Origin of the sequence: uncultured Clostridium sp. (assembly GCF_900547735.1) — a bacterium.
GTDB lineage: Bacteria > Bacillota > Clostridia > Lachnospirales > Lachnospiraceae > Otoolea.
On the sequence record NZ_URHZ01000061.1, the window covers coordinates 18488 to 34503 of the forward strand.

17 protein-coding genes are annotated in these 16016 nt (G+C 50.0%); all 17 read left to right on the top strand.

The annotated features are described in order from the left end of the window. The first annotated feature begins 29 nt into the window (after positions 1 to 29). The 17 genes from QZT18_RS17205 (at position 30) to QZT18_RS17285 (ending at position 15783) form a co-directional block, all read left to right on the top strand. Positions 30 to 848 carry a 5-deoxy-glucuronate isomerase gene (locus QZT18_RS17205; RefSeq protein WP_294149734.1) on the top strand — a complete coding sequence of 273 codons (819 nt, stop codon included), beginning with the start codon at positions 30 to 32 and terminating at the stop codon, positions 846 to 848. A gap of 41 nt (positions 849 to 889) precedes the next feature. Beyond that, entirely contained in the window at positions 890 to 1849 is a 960-nt protein-coding gene (locus QZT18_RS17210) for a phosphoglycerate dehydrogenase (protein ID WP_294149736.1), read from the top strand. 30 nt (positions 1850 to 1879) lie between these two features. Continuing rightward, positions 1880 to 2650, top strand: a complete 771-nt coding sequence (locus QZT18_RS17215; protein ID WP_294149738.1) for an SDR family oxidoreductase — start codon at positions 1880 to 1882, stop codon at positions 2648 to 2650. A gap of 39 nt (positions 2651 to 2689) precedes the next feature. Next, positions 2690 to 3316: a bifunctional 4-hydroxy-2-oxoglutarate aldolase/2-dehydro-3-deoxy-phosphogluconate aldolase gene (gene eda / locus QZT18_RS17220; RefSeq protein ID WP_294149740.1), complete on the top strand. Its 627-nt coding sequence runs from the start codon at positions 2690 to 2692 to the stop codon at positions 3314 to 3316. Positions 3317 to 3363: 47 nt separating this feature from the next. Then, positions 3364 to 3789 carry an HIT family protein gene (locus QZT18_RS17225; RefSeq protein ID WP_294149742.1) on the top strand — a complete coding sequence of 142 codons (426 nt, stop codon included), beginning with the start codon at positions 3364 to 3366 and terminating at the stop codon, positions 3787 to 3789. A gap of 107 nt (positions 3790 to 3896) precedes the next feature. Then, positions 3897 to 5291 (top strand): NADP-dependent phosphogluconate dehydrogenase, encoded by a 1395-nt coding sequence (gene gndA, locus QZT18_RS17230; protein ID WP_294149744.1) that lies wholly within the window; start codon positions 3897 to 3899, stop codon positions 5289 to 5291. 137 nt (positions 5292 to 5428) lie between these two features. Beyond that, complete coding sequence (locus QZT18_RS17235; RefSeq protein ID WP_227033588.1) at positions 5429 to 5851, top strand: MazG family protein; 423 nt, start codon at positions 5429 to 5431, stop codon at positions 5849 to 5851. Between the two features lie 83 nt (positions 5852 to 5934). After that, complete coding sequence (locus tag QZT18_RS17240; protein WP_125141259.1) at positions 5935 to 6210, top strand: HU family DNA-binding protein; 276 nt, start codon at positions 5935 to 5937, stop codon at positions 6208 to 6210. Positions 6211 to 6214: 4 nt separating this feature from the next. Beyond that, on the top strand, positions 6215 to 6454 hold the full coding sequence (locus tag QZT18_RS17245; protein ID WP_125141258.1) for an RNA-binding S4 domain-containing protein: 240 nt from the start codon (positions 6215 to 6217) through the stop codon (positions 6452 to 6454). Positions 6455 to 6524: 70 nt separating this feature from the next. Next, positions 6525 to 6809 carry a sporulation protein YabP gene (gene yabP / locus QZT18_RS17250; RefSeq protein ID WP_125141257.1) on the top strand — a complete coding sequence of 95 codons (285 nt, stop codon included), beginning with the start codon at positions 6525 to 6527 and terminating at the stop codon, positions 6807 to 6809. Positions 6810 to 6833: 24 nt separating this feature from the next. Further along, positions 6834 to 7589 carry a spore cortex biosynthesis protein YabQ gene (gene yabQ / locus QZT18_RS17255; protein ID WP_294149752.1) on the top strand — a complete coding sequence of 252 codons (756 nt, stop codon included), beginning with the start codon at positions 6834 to 6836 and terminating at the stop codon, positions 7587 to 7589. Then, positions 7540 to 7863: a septum formation initiator gene (locus QZT18_RS17260; RefSeq protein WP_227033586.1), complete on the top strand. Its 324-nt coding sequence runs from the start codon at positions 7540 to 7542 to the stop codon at positions 7861 to 7863. The genes yabQ and QZT18_RS17260 overlap by 50 nt, the downstream gene beginning before the upstream one ends. A gap of 137 nt (positions 7864 to 8000) precedes the next feature. Continuing rightward, the gene (locus tag QZT18_RS17265; RefSeq protein ID WP_366925915.1) at positions 8001 to 9413 is read left to right on the top strand and encodes a SpoIIE family protein phosphatase; all 1413 of its coding nucleotides are present in this window, start codon (positions 8001 to 8003) and stop codon (positions 9411 to 9413) included. A gap of 89 nt (positions 9414 to 9502) precedes the next feature. Beyond that, positions 9503 to 10915, top strand: coding sequence for a tRNA lysidine(34) synthetase TilS (tilS, locus tag QZT18_RS17270; protein ID WP_294149754.1), 1413 nt, complete (start codon positions 9503 to 9505; stop codon positions 10913 to 10915). Next, positions 10905 to 11429: a hypoxanthine phosphoribosyltransferase gene (hpt, locus tag QZT18_RS17275; protein ID WP_125141252.1), complete on the top strand. Its 525-nt coding sequence runs from the start codon at positions 10905 to 10907 to the stop codon at positions 11427 to 11429. The genes tilS and hpt overlap by 11 nt, the downstream gene beginning before the upstream one ends. 42 nt (positions 11430 to 11471) lie before the next feature. Beyond that, positions 11472 to 13250, top strand: a complete 1779-nt coding sequence (gene ftsH / locus QZT18_RS17280) for an ATP-dependent zinc metalloprotease FtsH (protein ID WP_366925916.1) — start codon at positions 11472 to 11474, stop codon at positions 13248 to 13250. Positions 13251 to 13704: 454 nt separating this feature from the next. Beyond that, positions 13705 to 15783 (top strand): glycoside hydrolase family 13 protein, encoded by a 2079-nt coding sequence (locus QZT18_RS17285; RefSeq protein WP_294149760.1) that lies wholly within the window; start codon positions 13705 to 13707, stop codon positions 15781 to 15783. Positions 15784 to 16016: the final 233 nt, after the last annotated feature.

Sequence of the window (16016 nt, forward strand, 5' to 3'; positions counted from 1 at the left end):
ATTTGTTGATAGAAGGAGGTAAGTGAATTATGTCGAATTTATGTGATGATATGAAAAACTGGCCGGTGCAGTCACCGGAAGAACCTGGATTTCATCCTGTTGTAACGCCGGAAAAATCCAGATGCAGGGAAGCTCAGATTTACAGGCTTAATTTAAAGGAAGGAACTTCCTATACCCTGGACTCGGGAAAACTGGAGATGCATCCGGTGTTATGCGAGGGAGCGGCCGTATTGAGCGGAAATAAGGACCTGGAAGGAACTGAGCTTAAAAAATATGACAGTTTTTATATTCCGGGAGGAACTGCCGTGGTAATTACCGCATCTAAGGATTGCTTCTTCTATGTGGCCGCCGCAGTCTGCGAAGGATATGGAAAAACTTTCTGCCGCAAATTTGATCCGTCTCTGCCAATCGGTGATATCCATCAGATTCACGGCGAGGGGACCGGGCGAAGAGAAGTCATGTTTACGCTGGCTCCTCAGGATGAGGCGTCCCGTCTGCTCTGCGGATTTACATGGGGCGGTGAGGGGACCTGGACCAGTTGGCCGCCGCATCAGCATGAGGAGGATCTGGAAGAGGTTTACTGCTATTTTGATATGCCTAAACCTCACTTCGGTTTCCATGTATCCTATTTAAAGAGCGGGGATGTCGAGGAAATCATGGCACATCCGGTACATACAGGAACCTGTGTGCAGGCTCCCTGCGGTTATCATCCTACCGCTGCCAGCCCGGGAACACGCAATACCTATCTCTGGGTACTGGCCGGATTTTCACATGAACAGAGAAGGTATGATCTGGCGGTTCTCGATCCTGCGAGAGAAAACCTCGAATTGAATGCACCGGAGTTTTAGGCACGTTCAGGGGTGGGCAAGGCAGAAAGAGGAGAATTGTTATGGCAAAATATAAAGTCGTAATCACGGCGCGCTCATTTGGCAAGGCGGATGAAAAGGCTTATGACTGTCTGCGTGAGGCCGGATGCGAGTGGATTAAATTGGAAGAATCGGACGGTCCTGTGGAAGAGCAGTTAAAGGATGCAATCAGAGATGCCGACGTTTTGATAGCCGGTCTTGAAGATATCGGAGCAGACATTATAGAGCAGGCAAAAAAGCTGAAAGTAATATCCCGTTACGGAGTGGGATACGACAAGGTGGATCTGGACGCTGCAAAAGAAAAGGGAATTCAGGTTACGATTACGCCCGGAGCCAACGGTGACTCGGTGGCAGACCTGGCGGTGGCCCTGATGCTGGATGTGGCAAGAAATGTGACAATTATGGACACCTCCATTAAGTCACACAGCCAGAGAAGGCCCCAGGGACTGGAAATGTATGAGAAGACGTTAGGAATTATCGGAGCCGGCCGGATTGGCCAGGGAGTAGGCAGACGGTGCCGCGGGTTTAATATGAAGGTTCTGGCGTACGATGTCTTTGAGGATCCGTCGTTTAAAGAGGAGACAGGTGCGGAATACGTAGATTTGGACACTCTGCTAAGAGAGGCGGATTTTATTACGGTACATTCTCCTTTGACAGAGGAAACCCACAATATGATTTCAACAGAGCAGTTTAAAATCATGAAAAAAGACGCGATTCTTGTCAATACGGCAAGAGGCGGCGTGATCGATGAGGAGGCGCTTTATGAGGCGCTGAAATCCGGAGAGATCAGGGGAGCGGCTCTGGATGCCACGGTCGATGAACCGCCATACGGCAGTCCGCTGATGAACTGCGAAAACTGTATTCTGACTCCCCATGCAGGAGCCGGAACCAGAGAAGCATCTTCAAAAATGAGTCTTATGGCAGCACAAAACGCCGTTTGCGTGCTGGAAGGAAAAGAATGCCGGTTTAATGTGGCAAAGTAGACAATGTGTAAGGAATCAGGAGGATCAAACATGGTTAAGAATTTTACAGATTTAACAGGCAGAAAAGCGATTGTGACAGGCGCAGCCCAGGGACTCAGCAGAGGAATGGCAGAGGGCCTGATGGAGGCAGGGGCAGAAGTGGCGATCATCGACTTGAATCCGAAGGTTATGGATGTGGCTGCGGAATATACGGAAAAGGGATATAAATGCCACGGTGTTATTGGAAACCTTGCGGTTGTGGAAGACAGAAAGAAAGCATTTAACGAGTGTGTTGCCGCTCTGGGAGATCATCTCGATATTATTGTAAACGGGGCCGGTGTGCAGAAACGCCATCCGTCCGAGGAATTCCCTTATGAAGATTGGGAATTTGTCATCAATATTAACCTGAATGCCGTATTTTCCATGAGCCAGCTGGCGGGACAGCAGTTTATCAAACAGAAGAGCAGAGGTAAAATTATAAATATTGCATCCATGCTCTCATTTTTCGGCGGCTATACGGTTCCGGCCTATGCGGCATCTAAGGGCGGCGTTGCCCAGCTGACCAAGGCTCTCTGCAACGAGTGGGCGTCAAAGGGAATTAACTGCAACTGCCTGGCTCCCGGCTATATGGATACGGAGATGAATGTGGCTCTTACGGATCCTGAAAATCCAAGGTTCAAAGAAATTACCGACCGTATTCCGGCTAACGCATGGGGTACTCCAGAGGATATGAAGGGCCCTGTTATTTTCCTGGCTTCCGATGCATCCAACTATCTGAGCGGAGCGGTAATTCCGGTAGACGGCGGATATCTTGTAAAATAATCGGATTTTATAGATTGGTACGCAGAAAGGATTTCAAGCATGAGCAATGTAATGGAGTTAATTAAAGAGAAACGGATTGTACCGGTAGTTAAATTAGATCATGTTGAGGATGCACTGCCTTTGGCCAAAGCCCTGATAGACGGCGGCCTCCCGGTGGCGGAAATCACGTTTCGCACGGATGCTGCGGAAGAATCGATTCGTGTAATCCGAAATACATATCCGGAGATGCTGTGCGGCGCCGGAACGGTTGTAAATATCGATCAGGCGGAGAGAGCGGTGGCTGCCGGTGCGGCATTTATTGTAAGCCCCGGTTTTACAAAAGATGTGGTTGAGTATGCTGCCAGGAAGAATATTCCGGTTCTGCCGGGATGCTGTACCCCGACGGAAATTATCGATGCAATGAATTACGGGCTGAATGTAGTTAAATTTTTCCCTGCGAAGCAGTATGGGGGCCTGGATACGATTAAGGCGCTTGCGGCTCCGTTTCCGGGAATCCGGTTTATGCCCACAGGCGGCATTAATACCGGTAATTTAAGAGAATTTCTTGACAATGATAAAATCTATGCCTGCGGCGGAAGCTGGATGGTTGCCGATTCCCTGATCAAAGAAAAACGGTTTGATGAGATAACCAGGCTGACCAAAGAGGCGGTAGAATTAGCAAAATAGGGGTACGGTCCGGGTAACTGACGAACTGTTGCAAATAGGGGAATCTTATGGAAAAATGTTCAGGATGTATGTACTGTGAAGAAGACGGGAACCTTGTAAAACTGATGGCTCCAATCTGCGAACTGCCCTTTTCCAGAGTCTATCTGTTCAGGAACCAGGCATACAGAGGGAGGTGCGTGGTTGCTTTAAAACGCCACGCAGAGGAGCTTCATGAACTGACGGATGAAGAGCTTCAGGGTTTTATGAAGGATACGAAACGGGTCTGCCGCGCGGTGGCGGAGACTGTGCAGCCGGAAAAAATTAATCTCGGCATGTATGGCGATACCTGTAAACATGTACATTGGCATGTTGTGCCCAAACAGAGGGACGGAGCAGATTTTGGAGGCGTGTTCCAGATGCAGCCCCAGCCGCCGGTTTTTCTCGCGGATGAGGAGTACGAAGCTTTAGCAAAACAGATCAGAGAGAAGCTGTGATTAGAAAGGTGCTGAACGGCCGGGAATACCGGTGTGCAGCGCCTTTTCGCTGATTGTTACTGTTCACGCCGGATGCAGCGCCGGTTTTGGAACGAGAGGTAAGAAAGATGGCAATGGAAAAGAACTGTGAAATAGGACTGATAGGACTTGGTGTAATGGGCTCATCCCTGGCTAAAAATATGATTAACCATGGATTTGCTACGGCGCTTTATTCTGTCTCGGAACAGGAGAGACGGTCATTTGCAGCAGAAAAAGATAATTACAGGATTTGCAGCGGCATGGAAGAATTTGTTTTGAGCCTGGCCAAGCCGAGAAAAATATTTATCATGATTACCTCCGGCAGGCCGGTAGATATGGTGATTCAGTCACTGCTGCCTCTGCTGGATAAAGGTGATATCATCATGGACGGAGGAAACTCTTATTATAGGGATACTGCAAGACGGAGCGGCGAATGCGGCCGGCATGGAATTTTGTATATGGGAATCGGCGTTTCAGGCGGCGAAAAGGGAGCGCTTTACGGTCCCAGCATTATGGCCGGCGGAAAACAGGAGGCGTGGGATGCAGTCCGCAATATTTTGGAGACAATCGCCGCCGAACATCAGGGAAAACCTTGCTGCGGGTGTATAGGAGAAGGCGGAGCGGGGCATTATGTAAAAATGGTACACAACGGAATTGAGTATGCTATTCTGCAATTGATTGCAGAGACATACCAGTTTATGCGTTTTGTCAGGAAGATGGAGATTGAAGAGATCCAGTCTGTATTTGAGGAATGGAATAAGGGGGAACTGAACTCCTATTTGATCGAAATTAGCGCGAAAGTCCTGAAAAAGAAGGCCGAAGACGGCACCTGGATGATTGACAAAATACTGGATGTGGCAGAACAGAAGGGAACCGGTAAATGGACCGTGGAAGAGTCTGTGGAGAGAGGCGTTTATATCCCCACGATCTATGAGGCACAAATGGCCCGGGTATTTTCATCTAAAAAAGAGGAGCGGATGTCCGGTTTCGCACAACTGAAATTTCACTCCTGCGAACTGCCGCAGACAGAAATCAAAGAGATGGAACAGGCGCTTCTGATGGCTGTCATTATGGCATACAGCCAGGGATTTGAATTAATCGCCAAAGCAGCGGAAGAAGAAAACTGGAATATCGATTTGGCAGGCCTGGCCTCCGTATGGAAGGACGGCTGCATTATAAGAAGCGCCCTTTTAGAGCGGATTGAAAAAGTGCGGGATCTTGCGTGCCGGCCAATGATTCTGACGCCGGAATTTGCGGATGCCGGTACGCTTGAAAAGTCACTTCGAAAGGCTGCGGCCGCTTCGGTTCTCTCGGGGATTCCGCTGCCCTGTCTCCAGGCGTCCTTAAACTATTACGACTATTACCGCTCCGGGCAGATGCCTGTCAATTTTATCCAGGCGCTGCGCGATTATTTTGGAGCCCATACCTATATGCGTAATGACAGGGAAGGGCATTTCCACACGGACTGGGAGGCGGATAGCTGAATTGGGTGATTCTTCTTCCGGCTCTTAGTTGCCTTGCATTTTTTTCTGTGATATACTTTTGTCGATGGTTACAGTCATGTTTATGAAACCTGCCGTGGAAGCCCGGCAGGAGCCAAAGTCAGGAGAAAATGAAAATTATGGAAGAGATGCGGAAAAAATATACCTTCGACGACCTAAAAGACATCATGCGCACCCTGCGTTCCGAGAATGGCTGCCCGTGGGACCGCCGTCAGACGCACGAGAGCCTGATTCCCTGCCTGGAAGAGGAAGCGGGTGAGGTAATCGACGCAATTCGGGAAAATGACCCGGAAAACCTCTGTGAGGAGCTTGGCGATCTGCTGTTCCAGGTGATGAGCCACAGCCAGATTGCGGAGGAGAAGGGACTTTTTACAATCGACGATGTTGTCGACGGAGTCAGCGCCAAGATGATCAGGAGGCATCCGAATGTATTCGGTGACGAGAAAGTGAATTCTGCGGAGGAAGGACTCGATTTGTGGAACAGGATAAAATCCGAGGAAAAGAGTAAAAAAGCGCAAAAAACCTTGACAAAGCAAGGATAAATGTATATAAATGTAAAGTAAGAATTACAACAAAGTTGAGTAGTATGAGCTCATATGAGAAGATGACAGGAGGAATATATCAAATGAATAAGACAGAGTTAATTGCTGCCGTAGCAGAAAAAGCAGAACTTTCCAAGAAGGACGCAGAGAAGGCAATCAAAGCTTTCACTGAGGTTATTTCCGATGAATTAGTAAAAGGTGAGAAAATCCAGTTAGTTGGTTTTGGTACATTTGAAGTAGCTGAGAGAGCAGCAAGAGAAGGAAGAAATCCTAAGACTGGCGAAACAATGCCGATCGCAGCTTCCAAATCCCCTAAATTCAAAGCTGGAAAAGCATTAAAGGATATGGTAAACGCATAATTCTATGAGATTAGATAAATTTTTAAAGGTTTCGCGCCTGATTAAGAGAAGAACCATTGCCAATGAGGCATGCGATGCCGGCAGGGTTCTGGTTAATGAAAAGCCGGCCAAAGCGTCCCTGAGTGTTAAGGCTGGGGACATCATTGAAATTCAATTTGGAATGAAGTCTGTTAAAGTAGAAGTGCTGGACGTGACAGAGACCGTGAAGAAGGACGAAGCGAAAGATCTTTATCGTTATTTATAATTCATAAACATAAAGAGGATAACCTCCTAATATATTTAACAATAGTTAGATATATCAGGAGGTTTTTTGCATGGAAGAAAAGTTAAACCGGCGGCCTCATAAGCTGGAGGTCACAGGCAGGGGGACGGGCAGTGTAACCGGTATACAGGATGTGGTGTCCTTCGACGAGAACCAGATTATCCTGGATACGGATATGGGTCTCCTGACTGTGAAGGGAAAGAATCTGCATGTGAGCCGGCTGACGCTGGAAAAGGGAGAGGTCGATATCGAGGGGACGTTTGACAGCTTTGCCTATTCCTCCAATGAGAATTACCGTAAATCAGGCGAATCCCTGTTTACCCGGCTGTTTAAATAATAAGAAAAGGCGGGGCAAATCGGGATGAGCATGACAATTCGCTATGAACTGCAACTGCTGTTTGCGAGCCTGACAGTAGGTATTTGCCTGATGGTGATATATGACGGCCTGAGAGTGTTCAGGACTCTGGTCCCTCATGGGAATTTCTGGACAGGCATAGAAGATGCGGTCTACTGGGCTGCGTCCAGCATTACGACATTTCTCCTGCTGTTCCGGCAAAATGACGGGATACTGAGATGGTATGCTATATTAGGCGTGCTCATGGGAATGCTCGTCTACAACCTGACGGTCAGCCGTATTTTGCTGAGGCTCTTGAAAAAAGTAGAAAAATATCTTACAATAAGAAAAATAAAACGACAAAAAATCCGGCAGAAACGGCTTGAGGAGGAAGAGAAGAGACGCCTCCTGGAAGAGCAGAAGCGGCAGGAAAAGAAAGAAGAGAAACTCCGCCTCCGGGAAGAAAAAGAGGAGCAGAAGCGCCTTCTCCGCGAGGAGAAAGAGAAGGAAGACCTCAAGCGCCGCGGGAAACGGGAGAAGGAAGACCTCCGCCGCCGCGAAGAGAAGGAGAAAGAAGAACTCCGTTTCCGCAAAGAAAAGGAGCAGAAACAGCTTCGTCTCCGTGAAAAGAAGGAAGAAAAGCAGAAAAAACGGCAGAAAGAGAAACAGCACAGCCTGACCGAAGATCAGGAGCAGGAATCACGCAGGAGCAGAAAGGCGGAAGAGGAAAAAGATGCGGGAAAGCGGAAGAGCGAGAAGAAAAAAGAAAGAAAATCTGAATAACCGCATGGCGCTGGTCGGCATTACGCTGGTCGTTCTGAGCCTGGCGATAGCCGTGCATCTGAAAGGGCTTGATATGAAGAAGAAAGATCTGAATTATCAGATCCGGGAAGAAAACCTTCAGGCCCAGGTTTTGGCCGAGGAGGAGAGGGCGGCGGAGCTGGAACAGTACCGCGTTTATGTCCAGACAAAACAGTATATCGAGAAGGTTGCCAAAGAAAAACTGGGACTCGTCAATAAGGACGAGATATTGCTTAAACCGGCAGAAAAGAAGTAAATGCCCGGAAAAGAAGTGGGAATCCGGCGAAACGTGCGGTATCTGTCGTACGATTTCAGTTATTCCCCCAATGAATTTGACAAATATTTCCCTCCGGCCTGTATATAATGGTTTCACGCAGGTTAGGAGGGATTTTTGTGCTTAAAAAGAAGAGTTTACATAGAGACATGGCAGATGTCAATGTCTATACGGCCAGACGCCTGAAAGATATGGCGATGTCACTTAGCGGTCTGGCTCAGGCGTTTGCGGATGAAATCGGGGGCGGAAGGCAGCTTACAAAGGATGACGGCCTGGCGGCCATGCAGACAGCGGCGGCGGCCGTCTGCGGGGAGTGCATGAAATGCAACCTGTACTCCGGCAGCAGGAGGGATGACAGCTATTACCTTTATTACCTTCTCCGGGCCTTTGAGCAGAAGGGAAAGATTGATATGGAGGACATGCCCAGGCTGTTCAATGAGGCATGCAGGAAAAAAGACGACTATGTGCTGCATTTGAACAGGAACCTTGGACGGGCCACAATGAACCTGTCATGGAAAAACAGGTTCCTGGAGAGCAGGGATACCGTGATCGTGCAGTTTCGTGAGCTGGCCTCGATTCTGGAAGAATTTTCAGGGCAGATGGAGAATGCGACGGACATCACGGGTGACTGGGAAGAACAGATTAAATACATATTCCGGCGCCACCATATGAAGGTGGAAAATATGCTGATGCTGGAGTATGAAAACGAGCAGAAGGAAGCGTTTCTCACAATACGCAGCACCAACGGCAAGTGCATGACCGCCCGCGACGCCTCCGAACTGGTGGGACGGGCTATGGCCGGAAGAAAATGGAGCGCGGCAAAAGACAGCAAGAGCATTATCACCAGGAATGCGGCCACCTTCCGCTTTATTGAGGAAGGGAAATACAGGATGCTCCATGGAGTCGCCAAAGCGGCTAAGGGCGGGGAGATGGTTTCCGGCGATAATTTTACCATCTATGAAGGACTTCCCAGGCAGGTCATTATGAGCCTGTCGGACGGCATGGGAAGCGGCCCCCTGGCGTGTGAGGACAGCAGTAAGGTGGTGGAGCTGACACAGCAGCTTCTGGAGACAGGATTTTCCGCCAGGTCAGCTCTGAAACTGGTCAACACGGTGCTTCTTCTCGCGGGGGCGGAGCAGAATCCCGCAACGCTCGATTTGTGCTGCGTCGATCTCTACACGGGTGTGCTGGAAGCAATGAAGCTGGGCGCCGTGCCTACCTTTATCCAGGGCCACGACGGCGTGGAGGTCCTGGAGGCGGGAGACGTCCCAATGGGAATTGTAAAATCAGTCGAGCCGGTGCTGCTGTCCCGAAAGATGTGGGACAACGACCGGATTATCATGGTCAGCGACGGCGTTCTGGAGGCGCTTCCGGGAGAATGCAAGGAGGAGACCCTGATAGATTTTCTGGAGGGGACCGGCGCGGGCAACCCGCAGGAGATGGCCGAGCGTATCCTGGAATTTGCCGCATCCTTTGAGGAGGAGCCGAGCGATGACATGACCGTCCTGGTGGGCGGGATTTTTGAGCGGTAAGGCAAAACATCATTAAAAGCGGCGGCAGGCCTTGTGGAACCGCCGGAATTCCTGTATACTGTAGGCAAACAGCGGCAGGAAATGAGGAAATGAAGAAAGAAACCTTTGATTATATTAAAAAGAATCATATGATTGAACGGGGAGACGGTGTAATCGTAGGCCTGTCGGGTGGAGCAGATTCCGTCTGTCTGCTGCACATTTTGTGGTGTCTGAAGGAAGAACTTGGAATCGGACTTCGGGCGGTCCACGTGCATCACGGCCTCCGGGGAGAGGAGGCGGACAGGGATGCCGCATTCTCGGAAACACTTTGCAGAGAGCGGGACATCCCTTTTAAGCTTGTAAAAATCAGGGCGTCCGAGGAGGCAAAGAAGCAGGGAATTTCCGTAGAGGAAGCAGGGCGCCTGGCCAGATACAGGATTCTGGAGGAAGAGGCCCTCTCGTGGCAGCAGGAAAAGAAAAAGGCCGGTTCATGCGATGCCGGTGAGATAAGGATAGCCACGGCCCACCACGGCAATGACAGCGCCGAGACCATTCTCCATAACCTGTTCCGCGGAACGGGACTAAAGGGCCTGTCCGGGATTGCGCCGGTCAGGGGGAGGATTATCCGCCCTGTTTTGTGGGCGCGGCGGGAAGAAATCGTGGAGTGGCTCCGAAGCTGCGGGATTAAATATGTGGAGGATTCCACCAACCGGGAGAATGACTATACCAGGAACAAAATCCGTAACGAACTTATGCCCGTTATCACATCGTCCGTCAATGAGCAGGCGGTACAGAATATCCTGAGGGCGGGAGAGCGGATCCGGGAGGCCGACGAATATCTGGAAAAAACGGCATGGAATTGGATTGGACTGCATAGTGTAGACGGACAGCCCGGTTTTTCTGCACCGGAGCTGCTGAGAGAAGACAGAGTTATAAGAGGTTATGTGGTAAGGGGTATCCTTCGGAATATGGGCTGTCCCCTGAAAGACATCACGGCCAGGCATATCGACAGCGTCCTGGAACTGATGGAAAAGGGGACGGGAAAAGAAGTGGATCTGCCGTACGGCCTGAAGGCCGTGAATCAATACGGCAGAATTAATTTCAGCCGGAGAGAGGACAAGCCGGATATCCGGGACGAATTTACCGGTGGGCAGGATAAGCGCATGGACGCGGTCCCACGGATGGATATTCAGGTATTTCCCTTCCAAAATCAAGAGGAAATTCCCAAAAACCAGTATACGAAATGGTTTGATTATGATAAAATAAAAGATACGTTATCTGTCAGGAACCGCCGCACCGGTGATTATATCACACTGGCGCCGGGGGGCAGGAAGACGGTAAAATCCTTTATGATCGACGAAAAAATCCCCCGGGAGAAGCGCAGTGAGATTTTGCTTCTGGCCGAGGGAAGCCATGTTTTGTGGATTGTAGGATACCGGATCAGTGAATATTACAAGGTAACGGAACAGACGAAAAACATATTACAAGTACAGTTAGACGGAGGAACAGACAGTGGCCGATAAAATCAGGGTATTATTAACAGAAGAGGAAGTAAATAAAAGAATCAGCGAGGTGGCGGCGCAGATTAACGCAGACTATGCGGGGAGACACGTTCATTTAATCTGTATCTTAAAGGGCGGTGTGTTTTTCACCTGCGAGCTGGCAAAGCGCCTGGATTTATCCGTTTCCCTTGATTTCATGTCCGTATCCAGCTATGGAGCAGGAACGAAGTCCAGCGGCGTGGTTAAGATCGTAAAGGATCTGGATGAACCACTGGAGGGAAAAGAAGTCATTATCGTGGAAGACATCATTGATTCCGGAAGGACACTCGCCTACCTGATCGAAGTTCTGAAACAGAGAAACCCGAAGAGCATTGAGCTCTGCACCCTGCTTGACAAACCGGAGCGCCGTGTGAAGAAGCAGGTACAGGTTAAGTATACCTGTTTTACAATCCCGGATGAATTTGTAGTGGGTTACGGTCTTGATTATGATCAGAAATACCGGAATTTACCATATATAGGAGTAGTGGAAGTATAAGGAGGAAGCCAGTTGAAACAGCGGCAGTCATTTGGAGGAGGCATGGGACTTCTGATCCTTGTAATGCTCCTCGTCATGTTATTCAGTACAAGAAACCAGAGTATATTTACACCGGGAAAGATCAGCTATACGGACTTCATGGTGAACCTGGAGAACGGAAGCATCAGCAGTGCGGTCATTAAGCCCAACCGGGAGACTCCGACGGGCGAGATCGAGCTTTACATGTCATCCGGTGAGAAACAGGATTTTTACGTTCTCGATACGAAAGAAATCGAGATGGCTCTGAGAGATGCGGGCATTACGTACAAAGTGGGAGAGGTTCAGCAGGATAATTATTTCATGACCGTAATTCTTCCGATTGCACTATCGGCCGGCGTGCTCATCTTTTTCTTTGTGTTCATGAATTCCCGTTCCGGCGGCGGAGCCAATGCCAAGATGATGAACTTCGGCAAGAGCCGCGCCAAGATGAGCCACACCAGCAATATCAATTTTACAAAGGTTGCGGGGCTCCAGGAGGAGAAGGAAGAACTGGAAGAGATCGTGGATTTCCTTAAGAATCCGCAGAAGTATACGGGAGTGGGGGCAAGAATCCCCAAGGGCGTGTTACTGGTAGGCCCTCCCGGAACAGGTAAGACACTTCTTGCCAAGGCGGTGGCCGGAGAAGCGGGAGTTCCGTTCTTCTCTATTTCCGGTTCCGACTTTGTGGAGATGTTTGTCGGTGTCGGAGCTTCCCGTGTCCGCGATTTATTTGAGGATGCCAAGAAGAACGCGCCGTGTATCGTATTTATTGACGAGATTGACGCCGTGGCCCGCCAGAGGGGAACCGGCATGGGCGGAGGCCACGATGAGAGAGAGCAGACCCTGAACCAGCTTCTTGTAGAGATGGACGGTTTTGGCGTCAATGAGGGAATTATTGTCATGGCTGCCACCAACAGGGTGGATATCCTTGACCCGGCGATTTTACGACCCGGCCGTTTCGACAGAAAAGTGGCGGTTGGAAGGCCGGATGTGAAAGGGCGCGAGGAAATTCTGGCCGTCCACACAAAGGATAAACCGCTGGGGGAAGATGTAAACCTTCACCGCGTTGCACAGACTACGTCCGGCTTTACCGGAGCGGATCTTGAGAACCTGATGAACGAAGCAGCCATCAATGCGGCAAAAGAGGGAAGGAAATTCCTGATGCAGACCGACATTGAAAAAGCGTTTATCAAAGTTGGAATCGGCGCTGAGAAGAAGAGCAAGGTGATTTCCGAGAAGGATAAGAGAATCACGGCCTACCATGAAGCCGGCCACGCCATTCTCTTCCATGTGCTTCCCGACGTCGGACCGGTCCATACGGTGTCCATCATTCCGACCGGCGTGGGCGCGGCGGGATATACGATGCCGCTGCCGGAGACGGACGACATGCATATGACCAGGGGGAAGATGCTTCAGAACATCATGGTTTCCCTGGGCGGACGGATAGCCGAGGAGATTATCTTCGACGATATCACGACCGGCGCCTCCCAGGATATCAAACAGGCCACATCGATAGCGAGAGCGATGGTTACGGAGTACGGTATGTCCGATAAAGTCGGAATGATCAACTACGGCGGGGACAGCAACGAGGTGTTCATCGGCCGCGACCTGGCGCACGCCCGCAGCTACGGCGAGGTGGTTGCCAGCACGATTGACAGCGAGGTAAAGAATATTATCGACAGCTGCCATGAGAAGGCTAAAAAGCTGATTCTGGAACACGAGGACGTCCTGCACAAGTGTTGTGAACTGCTCCTTGAGAAAGAAAAGATAGGCCAGGGAGAATTTGAGGCCCTGTTCGATTAATACGCTTTAGAATGACGTTATATGGGCCTTTTAACGGCTCCCGGTAAGGCCGCTACAATCAAAATGTGTTGATTGCAGCGGCCTTTGTGCGTTTTGATAAGAACTGCTTTAGCGGGATAAAAACACCGTCCCCAAAATGCACAAAAAAGAGTTATAAATTCTATGATGTTTGTGCACACTTATTTTGATACCTGTGCTATTATAATACTCGTAACCCCCCCCAATACATTATATAGTTTTTGCTACACCCCATAAGAACGAAATACCTTCTCCTAAAAAGGCCAGCTACCCCGCTGGCCTTTTTACTGCCCTGAAACGGCATATCACGGCGCTGGGCGGTAATGCGGTAAAAAAAAGACTTTTTTGTCGGAAACGGTCGGTGAATCGAGGTTTTATGTTGTGTATTTGACGGGAATCATATAGAATAGAGATGATAGCAGAAAGAGGGAATGGCATGGAGAGGATTAACAGAGAAGCGCTGTTTTGCGACGAGACAGAGGATTACCGACATCCCTGCGAGGCGGATGCCGGGCAGAGAGTAATTTTCTATTTCCGTACGGAACGGGATGGTGCGGATTCTGTTTATTTTATAGAATTTGACAGACAGGGCCGAATGAAAGAGCGTGACATGGGGTACAGTCACAGTGACAGCCTGTTTGATTATTATAGCTGTGATTATATACTCAGCGAGGAGGTTTTGCGATACTGTTTCAGAGTGGACCGTGAAGATGATATCTGTTTTTACGGACGCATGGGAGCGGTGGCACAGCCGGACCGGGAGGCGTCTTTTTGTATGACTCCTGGCTTTTTTGTACCCAATTGGTGCAAGGGAGCCGTCATGTATCAGATCTATGTGGACCGGTTCTGCAACGGAGATCCTTCCAATGATGTGGAGACGAATGAATACATTTATATCGGAAAACCGGTGGAACGGGTCAGGGACTGGAATGAACTTCCTTCCGCAATGGACGTGAGACGGTTTTACGGCGGCGATCTCAGAGGAATCTGGGATAAGCTCAGCTACCTGAAAGGGCTGAAGGTAGAGGCTATCTACCTGAATCCCATCTTTGTATCGCCTTCCAACCATAAATATGACTGCCAGGACTATGACCATGTCGATCCTCATTTCGGCGTGATTAAACGCGATATGGATTTGCTGGTGGAACCTGATGCGCTGGATAACGACAACGCGGGCAAATACACGGCCAGGACGGCGGATGAGGAGAATCTGCTGGCCAGCGACCTGTTTTTTGCAAGGTTTGTGGAAGCGGCCCATGAGAAGGGAATCAGGGTGATTATCGACGGCGTGTTTAACCACTGCGGTTCCTTCAATAAGTGGCTGGATGCGGAGCTGATTTACCAGCACGAGGGAGGATATCCTCCGGGAGCCTATGTTTCGGATAAAAGTCCGTACAGGAACTTCTTCAAGTTTAACAATGCGGAAAACTGGCCGTTCAACGACAGCTATGACGGCTGGTGGGGGCATTCGACGCTGCCGAAGCTCAATTATGAGGAGTCGCCGGAACTGTACCAATATATTTTGGAGATCGGAAAAAAGTGGGTTTCGCCGCCGTTTAATGCGGACGGATGGAGATTGGATGTTGCCGCCGACCTGGGAAGGACCGGGGAATTCAACCACCAGTTCTGGAAGGATTTCAGGAAAGCGGTCAAGGAGGCCAATCCCGAGGCCGTGGTGCTTGCCGAGCATTACGGGGATCCGAGCGGCTGGCTTCAGGGAGATGAGTGGGACACGGTGATGAATTACGACGCGTTTATGGAGCCGGTGTCCTGGTTCCTGACGGGGCTTGAGAAACACAGCGATGAGGCGAACGAAGCTCTGTACGGCGACGGACAGGCGTTTTTTGACACAATGCGTTATCACATGTGCCGGATGCAGACGCCTTCGCTGATGACGGCGATGAACGAGCTGTCCAACCACGATCACTCACGGTTTTTGACCAGGACCAACAGGAGGCCGGGAAGACTCGCTACGGCGGGAGCGGCGGCTGCCTCCGAAGGCATCAGCTACGGCATATTCCGCCAGGGGGTTGTTATCCAGATGACATGGCCGGGAGCGCCAACCATCTATTACGGCGATGAGGCCGGTGTCTGTGGTTGGACGGATCCGGATAACAGACGGACGTATCCCTGGGGCAATGAAGACCTGGAACTGATCGAATTCCACCGCTACATGACGGGGATCAGAAAGAGAAATCCGGCATTCAGGACCGGTTCTCTGATACAGCTTGCCGCAGACTGGGGAATGATCGCTTACGGCCGCTTTAACCGCGGCGAAGACGGGAGAAAAGAGAGCCGGGGAGTCGTCATTATCAATACCTGCCATGAGGCTAAGACATATTCGGTGCCGGTCTGGCCGGTGGGAGTGACCGATTCCGAACAGATGGAACGCAGGATGCTCACCTACGAGGAGGGATACAACGCAGGTTCCGTAAGATATGATGTAAGAAAAGGGATGCTGGAGATAGAACTGCCGCCGGTCGGTTCGGCTGTATTGGTGGCGGCAGAACTGTAAAAACCTGTTTTTCCGACGGGAGAGACGGGGAAAACAAAGCGCCGCCGTCCGCATCCCGGCCGTATGATGACCGGGACGAGGGCGGCAGCGCCGCTGCATTATAAAAAAATACAAAAACAAACAAAATCCCCTTGATTTTTTCACCTTATTATGATATGATTTTTAACTGTCAGAGTAATTTTGGATGGGTTCCCGAGTGGCCAAAGGGGGCAGACTGTAAATCTGTTGCGACA

Bases quoted from the DNA above. Each gene is read 5' to 3' on its own strand.
- QZT18_RS17205 (WP_294149734.1), top strand. From the start codon at position 30: ATGTCGAATTTATGTGATGATATGAAAAACTGGCCGGTGCAGTCACCG.
- QZT18_RS17210 (WP_294149736.1), top strand. From the start codon at position 890: ATGGCAAAATATAAAGTCGTAATCACGGCGCGCTCATTTGGCAAGGCG.
- QZT18_RS17215 (WP_294149738.1), top strand. From the start codon at position 1,880: ATGGTTAAGAATTTTACAGATTTAACAGGCAGAAAAGCGATTGTGACA.
- eda (WP_294149740.1), top strand. From the start codon at position 2,690: ATGAGCAATGTAATGGAGTTAATTAAAGAGAAACGGATTGTACCGGTA.
- QZT18_RS17225 (WP_294149742.1), top strand. From the start codon at position 3,364: ATGGAAAAATGTTCAGGATGTATGTACTGTGAAGAAGACGGGAACCTT.
- gndA (WP_294149744.1), top strand. From the start codon at position 3,897: ATGGCAATGGAAAAGAACTGTGAAATAGGACTGATAGGACTTGGTGTA.
- QZT18_RS17235 (WP_227033588.1), top strand. From the start codon at position 5,429: ATGGAAGAGATGCGGAAAAAATATACCTTCGACGACCTAAAAGACATC.
- QZT18_RS17240 (WP_125141259.1), top strand. From the start codon at position 5,935: ATGAATAAGACAGAGTTAATTGCTGCCGTAGCAGAAAAAGCAGAACTT.
- QZT18_RS17245 (WP_125141258.1), top strand. From the start codon at position 6,215: ATGAGATTAGATAAATTTTTAAAGGTTTCGCGCCTGATTAAGAGAAGA.
- yabP (WP_125141257.1), top strand. From the start codon at position 6,525: ATGGAAGAAAAGTTAAACCGGCGGCCTCATAAGCTGGAGGTCACAGGC.
- yabQ (WP_294149752.1), top strand. From the start codon at position 6,834: ATGAGCATGACAATTCGCTATGAACTGCAACTGCTGTTTGCGAGCCTG.
- QZT18_RS17260 (WP_227033586.1), top strand. From the start codon at position 7,540: ATGCGGGAAAGCGGAAGAGCGAGAAGAAAAAAGAAAGAAAATCTGAAT.
- tilS (WP_294149754.1), top strand. From the start codon at position 9,503: ATGAAGAAAGAAACCTTTGATTATATTAAAAAGAATCATATGATTGAA.
- ftsH (WP_366925916.1), top strand. From the start codon at position 11,472: ATGGGACTTCTGATCCTTGTAATGCTCCTCGTCATGTTATTCAGTACA.
- QZT18_RS17285 (WP_294149760.1), top strand. From the start codon at position 13,705: ATGGAGAGGATTAACAGAGAAGCGCTGTTTTGCGACGAGACAGAGGAT.